This is a genomic window from Haematospirillum sp. H4485 (assembly GCF_012102745.1).
GTDB lineage: Bacteria > Pseudomonadota > Alphaproteobacteria > Rhodospirillales > Rhodospirillaceae > Haematospirillum.
Genome location: NZ_JAAVSY010000001.1, coordinates 223,778 through 238,210, shown reverse-complemented (window position 1 = coordinate 238,210; position 14,433 = coordinate 223,778). Strand labels below are relative to the sequence as shown.

The following is a 14,433-nucleotide window of genomic DNA, read 5'->3' as shown; positions in this document are numbered from 1 at the left end:
ATCCCCCCTGCAGGTCAAGGCCGGGACAAGAAGCGCTGTGCAAGGCGCTGGCGAACAGACGGTAGACACGCGCGGGAAGGAACAAGGAGATGCTTCTCCAAGAAATATCCTGTCAGGTTTAATCCCTGAAGCAGGTCTGATGGATCGGCATCTTCGTCCGGATCGACCAGAAACGACGGCAAGGCCAGAAGGCGATCACGATAAGGCTCCCCGGCCAACGCACTGACAGCACGGCCTGTTTTGGGAGAAACATAAATCAGATTGCTGGTAGAACCCGTCGCAGCACAACAGGACAAATCTAGTCCATACCCCAAGCCAGCCAGAACCTTGACTTCCCACCGCACGTAAACATCTATGCGCCTGCATTCCCGCAGGGCTGCAAGAAGAGCCAACAGCGCTGCCCAGATATCGGGATACGGTTGTCTTTCAGGCACGACCGTATCCAGAACAGCACAGGCCGATGCCAAAGCTTCCAAGGCGATTGGCTGATCAAAAAAATGCGGGGCTATGCTTTCAAGAAGCTCGACCTCGAATATTCCCAGCTGCTCCCCCAGACGCGCCTTCCAGGACAGCTGCACAATATTGCTTGGCTGGAGACCCCCCACCCCCCCTTTCCGGACCAGACGGGATGACATGACAAGACCATTCCACCGCCCATGCATAGCCGTCAGGACAGAAAGGCGAACGCGCCCCTCACCAACAGGATGGATAGACAGAACGACCCCGATATCCTGCCACGCCACAGCCATGTCAACATCCTCTGCTATGCGCCTTAGACGTTATAGTCCAGCCCCCAGGCATTGTAACGCGACGGATCTTCAGCCCACTGTTCGCGTACAGTCACATGCAGGAAAAGATGTATCCGACGTTCCAGAAGGGACTCCAGTTCCTTGCGGGCACTGGCACCGATTGAACGGATCTTGCTCCCCCCCTTACCAAGAACAATCATGCGCTGGCTGTCACGCATCACATAAATTGTCTGATCAATACGCACAGAGCCATCCGGACGCTCATCCCAGCGTTCTGTCTCCACTGTAATGCTGTAGGGCAACTCCTCGTGCAGATTCAGGAAGACCTTCTCCCGCGTCAATTCGGCAGCCAAAAGGCGTTGCGGCACATCCGACACCTCATCTTCGGGGAACATCCATGGTCCCTCAGGGGCAGATTCCACCAAACAGGCCAGAAGATCGGCGATGCCATCACCTGATTTTGCCGAAATCATGAAAACGCGCTCAAAAATCCCCTCGTTGAACAGGCTTTCGGTTAACGCCAGAAGCTTTGAACGCTCAACAAGATCGATTTTGTTGAGAACCAGAATAACGCCTGTGCTTGATGCAGACTTCAACGTGTCGATGATCACACGGGTATCATCATCAATGCCCCGCGCGGCATCAATGGTCAGCATCAGGCGATCCGCATCAGCCGCACCACCCCATGCAGCCGCAACCATGGCACGCTCCAACCGACGCTTGGCTGTACGAAAAATACCCGGTGTATCAATGAATACAATCTGGGCATTTCCCGACATGGCAACCCCGCGAACCCGCGTGCGCGTTGTCTGGACCTTCGGGGATACAATGCTGACTTTGGTACCAACAAACGCATTGACCAACGTTGACTTGCCTGCATTGGGCGCCCCGAGAACAGCCACAAAAGCACAGCGGGTCGGCTCAGAAACTGTCATTAACCTAATTTCTCCAGAAGAATACGGGCCGCCATTTGCGCGGCAATCCGCTTGGATGGGCCGGATGCCACTGCAGGCGGCACACCTTGCACCATGACCCGGATTGTAAATAAGGGATTATGATCCGGTCCATCAGCGGCAACGGTTTCATAAACCGGAAGAGGAAGGCCCCTCTTCTGCGCCCATTCCTGAAGGCCTGTCTTGGGGTCCTTGGGCGGCTCTGTCACCTTGTCCATCAGCGGTATCCAGAAACGCCGGATAAAACCAGAAGCCGCATCCAGCCCGCCATCCAGATAGATCGCCCCGATAACGGCCTCACAGGCATCTGCAAGAAGAGCGGGATTAGTTCTTCCTCCCAAATCCTCATCACCCTTGGCAAGGATCAGAAAGTCCCCAAGATTGAGCGCTGACGCCACATCGGCCAAGGCTTCCCGGCGGACAAGGGCAGCATGGCGGCGCGCCAGAGCCCCCTCGTTCTCAACAGGAAAACGATGATACAGCATGTCCGCAACGACCAGCCCAAGAACGCGGTCTCCAAGAAACTCCAGGCGTTCATTGGTTCCGGCATTATGGCCCCTGGAAAGACCCCGGCTGCGATGGGTCATCGCAAGTTCAAGTAAACCCTCATCGCGAAACGCATAGTCCAGCGCCACAGCCAGACCGATAAACAGACTACACAAAGCAGATTCCTGTAACTATTACGACACGTTGTCACCAGAAGATGATGCCCTGAGATCACGGAAGAGACGCCCCCAGCGGGTCGCTACAGGCCACTTCCAGAATTCCCAGAAACGGGCGGTCCCATTTGTTGAAAAGAAGAGCATTTCGGCTCGTCCAACCAAATTCTCGGAAGGAACGAAACCGACATCTGCACGACTATCCGCCGAACGGTCACGGTTATCGCCCATCATGAAGTAATGCCCTTCGGGCACAACATATTCCGGGGTATCATCATACCTAGCCGCATCACTGGCCTCCAGTATCGGATAATGCGTTCCGTTAGGCAAGCTCTCGATGTACCGTGCTGATCGCATAACATGACCGTCTGTATCAATATAAACGTAGTCTTCCACCCTCTCACGCATCATCATCGTACCGTTTATATAAAGACGCCCCCCACGCATCTGAATGCGGTCACCTGGTAACCCAATGACACGCTTGATATAATCAACGGAGACATCACGGGGGTACTTGAATACAGCAATATCGCCACGCTTTGGCTCTGAGAACAACACACGACCGGAAAATAAAGGGGGCGCCAGCGGCATCGAAAACTGACTGTATCCATAAGAATATTTTGAAACAAAAAGGTAATCCCCAACCAGAAGATTGGGAATCATGGATCCTGAAGGGATATTGAAGGGCTCGAAGGCAACCGTTCTTACAAGGAGAGCAACAAAGACAGCGGCGGCAACTGTTCTGACAGTCTCTCCCGTCCCCCCAGCTTTTCTGTGCGGCATCAGACTATAACTTCCTTTTGGATGAAAGGACAAAGGCGCAGAGCAGACAGGCTGTCTCTGGCCGAGGAGTGAAACCGGCCAAGGGTTATCCTGTCAAGCCAAGATATTAACGGGGAAAACTTGGCTCTGCCATTGCGGTTTCAAGCAACACAAAAGCCGATGCATAGGGATACTCGTCTGCCATGCTGAGATAAACGCGAACTATCCTGCCTTCCGGCGTAATATTCTGAAGGTAACAGGCAGCCCCGTCATGGAGCACCATACCGGGCACACCTTGCTCCGAAATAATGACCTCCAAGGAACGAAATAAAACCCCATATCGCCCAACCCCTGTCCCCAAAGCCTTTGCAAGAGCCTCTTTTGCAGCAAAACGCTTTGCCAAGGTACCGGAATAAACAGCAGGATCCGCACTGCGCTGCGCCGCAAGCGCCTGCTCGGCTGGGGTGAAAATACGGTCAAGGAAACGGGAGCCATAACGCAAAACAGCTCTTTCTATCCTGCGAATATCTACCATGTCATGACCAATACCGATAATCATGACGAGGCCCTGCGCGCTGTCTCCATACAATCCCGCATACGCTTTACAGCTGCTTCAAGTCCGGTAAAGATGGCTTCCCCAATCAGGAAATGACCGATATTCAGCTCGGACACCGTAGGAATAGCGGCGATCGGACCAACGGTCCCGTAACTCAGACCATGACCGGCATGACACTCAAGCCCCAAGGCATCTGCGCAAAGCGCCGCCTTTTTTATAAGCTGCAATTCATGCTCTCGTTCTTCACCATTCGCCTCACAATAGCGGCCCGTATGCAGCTCAACAACACGTGCGCCAACACTCCGGGCAGCTTGTATCTGTTCAACATCAGGTGCAACAAACAAGGATACCCGGATACCCGCCGCTGAAAGTTCTGCAACACAGGGGAGCAAGGTGTCAAACAGGGCCACAACATCAAGCCCACCCTCTGTTGTTCTTTCCTCACGCCGCTCTGGCACAAGGCAGCATGCGGCAGGCTGACAGCGCAGCGCTATGTCAACCATTTCGGGCACGGCTGCGATTTCAAGATTGAGAGGAAGGGCAATTTGCTCCTTCAGACGAAAAATATCGTCGTCACGAATATGACGCCGGTCCTCCCGCAAATGGGCTGTAATACCATCAGCACCCACACGTGCTACAGCATGTGCCGCAGCGACAGGATCCGGATGCATACCACCGCGCGCATTACGCAACGTGGCAACGTGATCGATATTCACACCAAGACGAAGAATGGACACAGGCTTATCTCAAGGTATACAATAGGCGAACATTGATGGTGCTGTTCATCACACACCATAGACAGGAAAGCAAGACAAAGAAAATACGTAAGCATACATATTGTTAAAAAAGAATTCAGACACAGCAATGACACAAGCTGTGACCTGATCGCAACACTCACAAGAAATACAATACTATTATCAGTGAAGTGCTTGCATAGAACGCACTAAACACTATCATGGTGCTCTATTTTCTGCCTTGGCATTTTGGGAGGACCGTGGAATGCGCGTTATTCATGCGCTTGTAGCAGCTGGCATCGCCGCAGCTTTACCTTCTGCTTCGCAGGCACAATGGTATGTCGGCGCTGATGCCGGAATGGGCTTCAACCAGAAAGCTGACGTTGAAAAGAACGGCACCAACCTGGAAACAAGCTATAAGTGGGGTCCTGCCGTACTTGGGCATGTAGGATATTCCTTCGGCCACCTCAAGCTGGAGGGCGAGCTGGGGTGGCGGCGCAATAGCGTCAAGGATGTACTCCACACCAATGGTAGCGGCCATACCAGCGCCTATAGCACCATGATCAACGGCGTTGTCGACTTTGTACCGGAAGGCAAGTTCCATCCCTTCGTCGGGGTCGGGATCGGGGCTGCCAAGATTGATACCAGCATGGTTCGCTCCGGAGGCACCGACCGCTACAAGGGCGATAGCTGGAAGTTTGCCTACCAGGCATTCGGGGGCGCAGCCTACGATGTCAGCCATAACTGGGCCATCAGTGCACAGTATCGCTACTTCGGCACCATGGACTACGAAGTCAAGACTCCCGCAGGCGCAAAATTGGATGCCGAGTATAACAATCACGCGGTGCTCGTTGGCCTGAGCTATAGTTTTGGCAAGGCATCTGCCATGCCACCGGCACCAACAGCAGCCGATCCCGCTGCCATGCACAAGAACTACATTGTTTTCTTTGACTTCAACAAGTCAGAGCTGACAAAAGAAGCGACAGCCATCCTCAATCAGGCCGCTGCCGCCATCAAGAAGGGCCACATGGCACGCGTATCCGTAACAGGCCACACGGATCTTTCCGGCAGTGCGGACTATAACATGAAACTGTCCAAGCGCCGCGCGGAAGCCGTGAAGCATTATCTGGTTCGTCAGGGTCTCAAGTCTTCGGAAATTTCCGTCGTGGCAAAGGGTGAGTCCAATCCCTTGGTGCCCACGGCCGATGGTGTTCGCGAGCCGCAGAACCGTCGGGCAGAGATTGTCATTCCTTAAATACGGCTTGTTTATGCATAGCAAGGCCCCGTTTTTCGGGGCCTTCGCTTTTGTCAAAATGCATTCCAATACTTGAAAAAAGCACATGAATGTGCACTATCTAGGTACACGGTCTATTTGCTGACACTCGTGGAAAGAGGTATGAGCGCGCGTCTTCTTCAGAGATCCATCCTTGCCTTGACCCTGCTTGCATTTGTATGCCTTGCGCAACAAGCCCTTGCTGCTTGGAGCTGCGTACCCTACGCACGATCAATATCTGATATTCATCTACAGGGCGACGCGTGGCGATGGTGGGATGCCTCAGTCGGTGTTTATCAGCGGGGCAAGAAACCTACCGTCGGATCCGTTCTGGTGTTTAAAAGAAGTCCCATCATGCGGCGTGGGCATGTTGCTGTTGTGCGCTCTGTTGAAGGAACACGGAAGATCCTTGTTGATCATGCCAACTGGAGCCGTAGCGGCCGTATCGAGACGCAGGTTGCCGTTGTTGACATTTCACCCGGTAATGACTGGAGCCAGACAAGAGTCTGGCACTCGCCATCAAGGACTTTGGGCTCCACAATCTACCAAACCGCAGGCTTTATCTATCCAGAACATGCCAGCAGCGCGTCGCTGGACAAAAAGCCTGGAAACGCACATCCCCTTTGATCTTCGACAAGATGCAGAGCTATGGAGCACCAACAAGACGGTCCCGTCACGGTCCATGTCGATAGTGAGCCTGAAGACAGAAAAGTCGAACAGCTGCGTGCAAACCTGAGGTCATTCAATCAAGCCTGTATTGGCCCATATGATGCACATCACCTTTTGGTGACAGCAAAGTCTCTGAACGGGGAAATGATCGGCGGCATCCATGGGTATATACAATTTAGCTGGCTGCACGTCCACTTGCTCTGGGTTGCCCCTGCATGGCGCAGGCAGGGCATAGGGTCGCGCCTGTTGTCTGGTATCGAGAAAAAAGCCCAGTCTATGGGAATATCAAGATCCAGGTTGTCAACGGCTGATTTTCAGGATGGACTACACCTCTACACAAAGCATGGGTATACAATATTCGCCACCCTACCCTTCTCTTCTACCGGCGGAGAGGATCAGCACATAGAATACCTGATGCAGAAACAATTCTCATGACAGAGCAAAAAACCTAATTGCCACCGAGAGAAGCATCCAGCTCGTCAATACGGGTTAGAGCCAAGTCATTCAAGCACGTCAGACGCATCAAATCGTCGGCTTTCCCGGTTTCAGGATCCAGCGCATTCCAAGCGCACTCGGCCTCGCGGTATCGATTCCAAGCTGACTGGGCATTCTGCAAGGCCTCGTGAATCGAGGCCGGCACGGTACGCATAACGCGCCGCATCATCCCATCCAAGGCAGACTCCGTCCGCTTGAGCTCATCCTTGGCGCACGAAACAAGTTCTGCCTCCAACTCTGTCGTCTCACAGTTAACAGCCGACTTCGCAGCTGCACATGGCACCGCAACAGCCAAGCAGACAAGAAGACATGCAACCGACCAAGCTGGGAAAGTCATCCCTGATCCACCTGCCACATAACGGGTTCCTGCCATGATAGCGACATCAAGCTCACACGCTCAAGTAGATTGCACAATGATTACACAGAAAAACACCGGTTACACCGCCATTTCATCTCGCTCATCGGCCATGGCAATCACAGGAGGTTCTTGGGCACCTACCACAGGCGGAATTTGGTTACCCACACTCTTCTTTTCAATCCACCGCATAATAACAGCCGACAAGAACGGAATGGCCTGAACAGCAACGGTTGCTGCAAAAACATCCTGCTCCATAATATCAAGCGGATTCATGATAAAAAGAACAGATGCCGCAACAAGCAGAGAGCACCCAAGAATGCTTTCACCAAAAACCGGACTGTCACGAAAGCGGGACTGGCTCTGCACAGATCCCTGAGCGCTGTTCCGCCCCTTTTCCGTACGAATAAAGGGCAAGTTGTCCTTAACGAGACCGGTATATACGGCACGCCCGACAACAAGCTGCAAGCTCATAGCGGCGATAGCGGCTCCAAAAATTTCTGGCACAGCCGCTCTTACACGCTTTCTGTAAAGAAGAAAGCAATGAAGGATATTAATCGCAAAACTGGTCAGGATAGGAATCGTCAAGGACATCATGGGAAGAACCATACCGACAAAAACGATCATCGGAACCCAGACCAAATTCAGCATGGCCACCATGACGCCAAGCGCATCAGAAAGCCAAAAGATCCATCCTGCTATAAACTGCCGCCGCTGTTGCGGGGTCAGTGTCTCGGAATTCGGCATCATATGCCGACGATGCTTCTTGATAATCTGTACAGCACCATACGCCCAGCGATGGCGCTGTTTTTTGAAGGCATCAAAGGTATCAGGCAACATTCCCCAGCCGTATCGCCGATTTGTGTATGCCGCTTCGTACCCGGCTTCAAACAAACGGAGACCCAGCTCGGTATCTTCAACAATGGTGTCTGTGGACCAGCCTCCGACCTCGTCAAAAGCCGTACGCCGCACCATCAACATTGTTCCATGCGCAACAATAGCGTTATCCTCATTACGCTGTACCATGCCGATATCAAAAAAACCGGCATACTCCCAATTCATCATCGACTTGAAGAGACTTTCATGGGCATCCCGGTGATCTTGTGGAGCCTGTACCAAGGCAATTTCAGGGTCCTTGAAACAAGGACAAAGATCTCTGAGCCAATGCGGATGAACAGCATAATCAGCATCAATAACTGCAATAACGGAGGCATCGGGTGCTGTAAAGGAATAGGCCATGGTCATGGCACCGGCCTTGTATCCAATAACACGCGGCAAGTAAATAAACTTGAAAATTTCACGGCCCAGTTGGCGATTCAAACATGCGCAATGATCCGCAACCGGCCTCCAATACTCAGATTCCGTTGTGTTGTTCATGATTACCAGAACCTCAAAATCTGGATAATCAAGGTCGGCACACGTAGTCAGGGTATGCATCAGCAAGGCCGGATTCTCGCGATAAGCCGGCACATGAATAGAAACCTTGGGGCAGAACGCATCATCGCCATGCACCTGACCTGCACGAACGAGCCGTTTTGGCTTTAAACCTAGAAGAACCTCGCTGATCTCGTTAACTTTTGCCAATGTCATGATGGCAAGGGGAATAACCATAAGCACCCCCATAAACCACATGATCCCCGTTCCAAAGTTCATGTAGTTCGTGAAAGGATAGGCCCCGGCCAGAGCAATACCAGCCGCAAATCCATTGGCTGCCAAAGCATAAATAAGAGCGTGCAAAAGGGTTGGCTTCTGGCGACGCAAGCCAAGTATCGTAAGGCATGCGCCAATGATCAAGGCGATCACAGCAACCCGGTCATACCGAACCTCAAAACGCCCCTCCAGAGGAAACTTCAGGTTCCGGGCGGAATCAAAAATGCCCCAATACGCCCCGACTGAACCTTCATTGACTTTCCAAGGCTGATCAAAAGCCTCGATGATGTTGTACTCCACACCGCGCCGATGCGCTTCACGAATAAAGCCACGAATAACTTCGGCCTGCACATGACGCCCCGTATCGGCAGCCTTGAAGTTATAACCTTGGCTGGGCCAACCAAATTCGGCAACGATAATGCGTTTGCCAGGGTAGGCTTGCTTCAAGGCATCCAGCCTCTCATACGCAACCTTGACAGCCTGATCCCAAGGCACTCCTTCCCAGTACGGGAGCAAATGCGCCGCGATAAAGTCAACCTCGCGGACAAGCTGCGGATACTTCAGCCACACATCCCATGTTTCCCCGGTCGAAACAGGAACATTCACGCGTCCCCGTGTCTCCCGAAGATAGGCTATGAGCTCGTCAATTGTAATTTCAGCCCGCAGCAGGGCCTCGTTGCCAATATACAGCGAGCGTACATTCCAGTTGCCCGTGGTGAGCCGTATGGCCCGCTCTATCTCGGCCCGGTCTTCGACCAGATCACCGGACAACCATGCCGCTGTTGTAACGTACATGGCATAATTGCGTGCAATCTCGGGAACATTCTCCAACCCGAGACGAGACGAATACAGGCGTACATTCCGCGTATAATGGGATAGCAGTTCCAGATCCTGATTGATGCGGTCTATGCTGACAGATGTTCCTGCAACAGGATCATCTCCCGGACGAAACGGGCTGAAAGACAGGGAATCGATCGGCATGTCAAATCCCTGCTCACCAACGATATCGGGAGGCACAACGGTAACGTTGGCCCCTTGCCAAACAAGGAAGTGTACGAAAGCTGCAACCAGGACGGCAAAGAAAACACGCACCACAGTCCCTTACCCTGAAAAAGCCCCGAAACCAACACGAAGGTTCCGGGGCACTGAAAGCCGAGCACTACTAAAAGAGCACAGTACAGCGTAGCCGGACCGGGCAAAGATCAAACTTAAAGAGGGCTGTTCCAGCAACGGTCAACCCGGGCGGCCATATCCTCCGCATTCAGGGCTCCCGCAGATGCATCAGAAATCACACAACGGAAAGATGGCCCAATATGACTCTCCTTGCAACCAAACAACCGATAAAAATTCATGAATCGGTTGGCCTGATCCACATCATCCCTGGATAAAAGACTTAAGACCCTTTTGCCAATCCATGCGCACTCTCCAGACACAGCGGGAGACGGTGTTTTTTTTGCCGCACGCTGGGACTGCGCTCCCTTTGCCCCATCCTTGCCAGAAGCTGCAACCTGTACCGACGAAGCAGGCACAGCACCATCCCTTGAATCATCCGCATTACGGGCGAGACCAAGGCCGGGAAAACCAAGGGCACAAACAACAACACACACGACAAAAGCGCACAGGGATTTTTTCATATTTCTGAATTCCTGAACAAGGCAACACCCACTCACACCAGAGGACCAAACGAACATCCCCGCACCGAAGCAGGCGAGGCTGCATGGTAGTCTAAATCCCCAAAAACTCAATACACTATAAATCTCTGTTCCTAATAGGTTTTCCTGTTTCACAACAGAAGCGACACAAAACTGTCAGAGCACTCCCTGCAAACCGGGAAGCACGTCAGACAATGAATCCCCATACCAAGCAGATCGGAAACCATTATGCCCGGCATATCTCTGATGAGAGAGAAAAACGCATAACCAGATATAAATCAGCCTGAACGAGGAGAGGTTGATTATTCGCCGCAAGATAGAATAGATTTCTGCATACAATTAAAAACTATTCGGCTTTGGACGCGCGGATTTCCAAGCGTTACAGGGACGATAAAACGAGGGATGAAATGACCTACAACCCCGGCCCCGAGGTCTGCGCTGGCGGACTGGATCGTGAATACACACTTGAAGATCGCTATAACCGTACGGAAGGGCGCGTTTGGCTGACAGGAACCCAGGCCCTGGTGCGCCTGGTTCTGATGCAAAAAAGACGGGATCTACAGGCCGGCCTGCAAACCGAGGGCTTTATCTCGGGGTATCGCGGCAGCCCATTGGGAGGATACGACCAGGCACTCTGGCAAGCCCGCAATCTGCTTTTGGCCTCAGGCATCCATTTCCAGCCTGCAGTCAACGAAGAACTAGCAGCCACCGCCATTCTTGGAACGCAGCAGGTTGAAAGCAGTGGTGAAAGCCGGGTCAAGGGCGTCTTTTCCCTGTGGTATGGCAAAGGCCCCGGCCTTGACCGGTCCGGCGATGCCATAAGGATAGGATCAGCATATGGCTCATCCCCAAACGGGGGTGTTCTTCTGGTGGTCGGAGATGACCACGGTGCTGTCAGCTCATCCATGCCTTTCCAGTCCGAACAGGCATTTGCCTCATGGAACGTACCGGTCCTTCACCCGGCCAATATAGCAGACTACCTGGAATTTGGCCTGTACGGGTGGGCCCTCTCCCGCTTCAGCGGGACCTGGGTTGGCTTCAAGGCTATTTCCGAAACTGTGGAAAGCGCCTGCTCCATTGAGCTTAGTCCACACAGTCTGCATATCTGCAATCCAGATGATTTTATCGCGCCTCCCGGAGGACTGCACTACCGCTGGCCCGACATGCCAGGCCCCGGCCTGGAAGAAAGACAGTTTGCCAAAAAAGAAGCGGTTCTGGCCTTTGCACGGGCCAATCCTGCCCTGAACCAGTACCTCGGCAATCAGGACCAAGCCGTGTTTGGCATTATCGCAACCGGCAAGGCATTTACGGATCTGAAAGAATCCCTGATGCGCCTGGGACTGGGAATGGTCGATCTTCAACAGCGCGGCATTCGTATTCTGTACCCGGGCCTGACATGGCCACTGGAGCCAGAATCAATACGGCGCTTTGCTCATGGCTTGCGTGAAATTCTTGTTGTTGAAGAAAAGCATAGCTTTGTCGAAGAACAGGTTAAATCAATCCTGTACGGGAACAGAAATGCCCCCCTGATCACAGGAAAAACGGATGGTGCGGGGCAAAACCTTCTCCCCTCATCGGGTGAGTTAAGGCCATCGCGCATTGCTCCGATCCTTGTCCAACGACTTGGCCCTTACGTTCCCGATCTCCTTGAACAGCTTAACAGCAAACTTGCCGCAATCGTTCCGCCGCCAGGCTCGGGCCAATCACCGTCCGAGATCCGTCGAATTCCATACTTTTGTTCTGGCTGCCCGCACAGCTCCTCGACACTGATCCCAGAAGGCGCAAAAGCCTTTGCCGGAATTGGTTGTCACTTCATGGCCAGCTGGATGGACCGGAACACCGGCGGCCTGACCCAGATGGGAGGAGAAGGTGCGAACTGGGTAGGACAAGCTCCGTTCAGCCTGCGCACTCACGTCTTCCAGAATATTGGCGATGGTACCTTTTTTCACTCCGGCAGCTTGGCCCTCAGACAGGCTGTTGCCGCAGGAACAACCCTGACCTACAAAATTCTGTTCAATGATGCTGTTGCCATGACCGGGGGGCAACCTCACGATGGCAATCTAACCGTTGACCAGATCACGCGACTGGTTCATGCCGAAGGCGTGCGGCGCATTGCGGTTGTCACAGATGATCCGGATAAATATCCACGCACCCTGAACTTTGCACCAGGCGTCACCATCCATCATCGCCGCGATATCAACCAGGTACAGCGGGAACTTGCGACACACCGGGGCGTAAGTGTACTGGTCTATGATCAGATGTGTGCGGCAGAAAAACGACGCAAGCGCAAACGGGGGCTTCTGGCCGACCCACCAAGACGACTGATGATCAACGAAGCCGTCTGCGAAGGGTGTGGCGACTGCGGCATGCAATCCAATTGCCTGTCCCTGCAACCTGTAGAAACACCTGCCGGGCGCAAAAGGCAGATCGACCAATCATCCTGTAACAAGGATTTTCTGTGCGTCGATGGATTCTGCCCCAGCTTTGTCAGTATCCGCAGCGCTGAACTGCGCAAACCCAAGGGCGTGGATGATACACCGGATCTGGCCGCAAGGCTGGCAAACCTGCCGATACCCCACCGCCCCTCTGTCCTTGAGAAACCATGGGAAATTCTGGTCACTGGCGTCGGGGGAACAGGCGTTGTAACCATAGGGGCGTTGCTGTGCATGGCAGCTCATCTTGAAGGCAAGGGAGCCAGCGTTCTGGACTTTATGGGCTTTGCGCAAAAGGGGGGGAGCGTTCTCAGCCATGTGCGCATTGCCTCGATACCCGATGCCCTGAATCAGGCACGTATAGACAGGGAGCAAGCCGATGTCCTGCTGGCCTGTGACATGGTTGTGGCAACCAGTCCGGACTCTCTGGGAACCCTGTGTCCCGGGTACAGCCAGGTTATTTGCAATACCTTGGAAATCCAGACCGGATCTTTCACGCGTGATCCGGATTTCAGCGTACAGGGCGACCGTCTTCTGTCCATACTTGAGGCCTGTGTCGGGGCCGATCACGTGCAGCGGCTCAACGCAGGCCAGTTAGCGACAGCACTGACAGGTGACAGCATCATGGCCAATATTTTCCTGCTTGGCTTTGCCGTCCAGAAGGGCCTTGTCCCCGTCAGCCTGGAAGCCTTGGACCGGGCCATCGCGCTTAATGGCGTTGCGATAGATGCCAACCGCCGCGCCTTGGCGTGGGGTCGCCTGGCGGCGGTTGATCCAGACTATGTCCAGTCCATGGCCAACCGGGGAAGAGAACCTCAACAGGATACAGATGACCTGGATACGGTCATAGCTAACGCAACGCGACACCTGACCGATTGGCAGAACGAACAATGGGCAGAAGAGTATTGTTCTTTTGTGAAGCAGGTCGAAGAGAAGGAAGCACGAATTTCAGGCAAGAGGGATCTGACACTGGCTACGGCCCGCAACCTGGCAAAACTGATGAGCTACAAAGATGAGTATGAGGTTGCCAGGCTCTATACGGACCACACATTCCGTGAACGCATTCGCCAGACATTCGGAGACAGCGCCAGAGTATCCGTTCACTTGGCCCCTCCACTCCTGGTTTGGCTGAAACGTCCGGACAGCAAGCCGCGCAAATACGAATTCGGGCCATGGATTTTTGCTGTTTTTAACATCCTTGCCCGCCTCAAGATGCTGCGCGGGTCCTGGCTTGATCCTTTTGGCTACACCAAGGAACGTAGGACAGAAAGATCCCTGATTTCTGAGTACCGTCATCATATCCGTGAGGTCTGTACCTCTCTGCATCCTGACGCCCTTCACCTTGCCGTAAAAATAGCCTCCGTTCCGGAGCAGATACGGGGTTTTGGGCACATCAAGGAAAAAAGCATTGAAAAAGCACGGGAACAGTGGCGATCCCTGATCTGGAAGATCCGGGAAACAGATCAAGGACGATAAGGCAATAACGAAACACCC

The 14,433-nt window shown here is 53.2% G+C and carries 13 protein-coding genes; 4 read left to right on the top strand and 9 right to left on the bottom strand.

Annotated elements, in window-relative coordinates:
* Positions 1-14 precede the first annotated feature (14 nt).
* From recO to HEQ61_RS01105, 6 genes are all read right to left on the bottom strand, one after another.
* A complete protein-coding gene (gene recO / locus HEQ61_RS01130) occupies positions 15-749 on the bottom strand; it encodes a DNA repair protein RecO (RefSeq protein ID WP_168018809.1) in 735 nt (244 codons plus the stop codon).
* Between the two features lie 23 nt (positions 750-772).
* The gene (gene era, locus HEQ61_RS01125; RefSeq protein WP_168018807.1) at positions 773-1,684 is read right to left on the bottom strand and encodes a GTPase Era; all 912 of its coding nucleotides are present in this window, start codon (positions 1,682-1,684) and stop codon (positions 773-775) included.
* Entirely contained in the window at positions 1,684-2,364 is a 681-nt protein-coding gene (gene rnc, locus HEQ61_RS01120) for a ribonuclease III (protein WP_245183039.1), read from the bottom strand. The genes era and rnc overlap by 1 nt, the downstream gene beginning before the upstream one ends.
* An 18-nt stretch (positions 2,365-2,382) precedes the next feature.
* Positions 2,383-3,144 (bottom strand): signal peptidase I, encoded by a 762-nt coding sequence (gene lepB / locus HEQ61_RS01115; protein WP_168018805.1) that lies wholly within the window; start codon positions 3,142-3,144, stop codon positions 2,383-2,385.
* Between the two features lie 106 nt (positions 3,145-3,250).
* On the bottom strand, positions 3,251-3,682 hold the full coding sequence (acpS, locus tag HEQ61_RS01110; protein WP_168018803.1) for a holo-ACP synthase: 432 nt from the start codon (positions 3,680-3,682) through the stop codon (positions 3,251-3,253).
* A complete protein-coding gene (locus HEQ61_RS01105; RefSeq protein ID WP_168018801.1) occupies positions 3,679-4,416 on the bottom strand; it encodes a pyridoxine 5'-phosphate synthase in 738 nt (245 codons plus the stop codon). Before HEQ61_RS01105 ends, acpS begins: the two co-directional genes overlap by 4 nt.
* Positions 4,417-4,678: 262 nt before the next feature.
* Between HEQ61_RS01105 and HEQ61_RS01100 the strand changes: the two genes are divergently transcribed.
* The 3 genes from HEQ61_RS01100 (at position 4,679) to HEQ61_RS01090 (ending at position 6,790) form a co-directional block, all read left to right on the top strand.
* Positions 4,679-5,668 carry an OmpA family protein gene (locus tag HEQ61_RS01100; RefSeq protein WP_168018799.1) on the top strand — a complete coding sequence of 330 codons (990 nt, stop codon included), beginning with the start codon at positions 4,679-4,681 and terminating at the stop codon, positions 5,666-5,668.
* A 141-nt stretch (positions 5,669-5,809) separates the two neighbouring features.
* A complete protein-coding gene (locus HEQ61_RS01095) occupies positions 5,810-6,313 on the top strand; it encodes a CHAP domain-containing protein (protein ID WP_066135421.1) in 504 nt (167 codons plus the stop codon).
* Between the two features lie 21 nt (positions 6,314-6,334).
* Positions 6,335-6,790 (top strand): GNAT family N-acetyltransferase, encoded by a 456-nt coding sequence (locus HEQ61_RS01090; protein ID WP_066135419.1) that lies wholly within the window; start codon positions 6,335-6,337, stop codon positions 6,788-6,790.
* Positions 6,791-6,803: 13 nt separating this feature from the next.
* On the opposite strand, the gene HEQ61_RS01085 is transcribed toward HEQ61_RS01090, so the two are convergent.
* The 3 genes from HEQ61_RS01085 to HEQ61_RS01075 form a co-directional block, all read right to left on the bottom strand.
* Positions 6,804-7,187: a lysozyme inhibitor LprI family protein gene (locus HEQ61_RS01085; protein ID WP_168018797.1), complete on the bottom strand. Its 384-nt coding sequence runs from the start codon at positions 7,185-7,187 to the stop codon at positions 6,804-6,806.
* A gap of 99 nt (positions 7,188-7,286) precedes the next feature.
* Positions 7,287-9,950, bottom strand: a complete 2,664-nt coding sequence (locus HEQ61_RS11445; protein WP_168018795.1) for a glycosyltransferase family 2 protein — start codon at positions 9,948-9,950, stop codon at positions 7,287-7,289.
* A gap of 113 nt (positions 9,951-10,063) precedes the next feature.
* Entirely contained in the window at positions 10,064-10,489 is a 426-nt protein-coding gene (locus HEQ61_RS01075; RefSeq protein ID WP_168018793.1) for a hypothetical protein, read from the bottom strand.
* A 425-nt stretch (positions 10,490-10,914) separates the two neighbouring features.
* On the opposite strand from HEQ61_RS01075, the gene HEQ61_RS01070 reads away from it, so the two are divergent.
* Complete coding sequence (locus HEQ61_RS01070) at positions 10,915-14,415, top strand: indolepyruvate ferredoxin oxidoreductase family protein (RefSeq protein ID WP_168018792.1); 3,501 nt, start codon at positions 10,915-10,917, stop codon at positions 14,413-14,415.
* Positions 14,416-14,433 lie beyond the last annotated feature (18 nt).

What these genes read in the sequence shown, in the direction of transcription:
- HEQ61_RS01090 (WP_066135419.1), top strand. Translation starts at nt 6,335, where the DNA reads ATGGAGCACCAACAAGACGGTCCCGTCACGGTCCATGTCGATAGTGAG.
- HEQ61_RS01075 (WP_168018793.1), bottom strand. Translation starts at nt 10,489, where the DNA reads ATGAAAAAATCCCTGTGCGCTTTTGTCGTGTGTGTTGTTGTTTGTGCC.
- acpS (WP_168018803.1), bottom strand. Translation starts at nt 3,682, where the DNA reads ATGATTATCGGTATTGGTCATGACATGGTAGATATTCGCAGGATAGAA.
- HEQ61_RS01095 (WP_066135421.1), top strand. Translation starts at nt 5,810, where the DNA reads ATGAGCGCGCGTCTTCTTCAGAGATCCATCCTTGCCTTGACCCTGCTT.
- HEQ61_RS01100 (WP_168018799.1), top strand. Translation starts at nt 4,679, where the DNA reads ATGCGCGTTATTCATGCGCTTGTAGCAGCTGGCATCGCCGCAGCTTTA.
- recO (WP_168018809.1), bottom strand. Translation starts at nt 749, where the DNA reads ATGGCTGTGGCGTGGCAGGATATCGGGGTCGTTCTGTCTATCCATCCT.
- lepB (WP_168018805.1), bottom strand. Translation starts at nt 3,144, where the DNA reads ATGCCGCACAGAAAAGCTGGGGGGACGGGAGAGACTGTCAGAACAGTT.
- era (WP_168018807.1), bottom strand. Translation starts at nt 1,684, where the DNA reads ATGACAGTTTCTGAGCCGACCCGCTGTGCTTTTGTGGCTGTTCTCGGG.
- HEQ61_RS01070 (WP_168018792.1), top strand. Translation starts at nt 10,915, where the DNA reads ATGACCTACAACCCCGGCCCCGAGGTCTGCGCTGGCGGACTGGATCGT.
- HEQ61_RS01085 (WP_168018797.1), bottom strand. Translation starts at nt 7,187, where the DNA reads ATGACTTTCCCAGCTTGGTCGGTTGCATGTCTTCTTGTCTGCTTGGCT.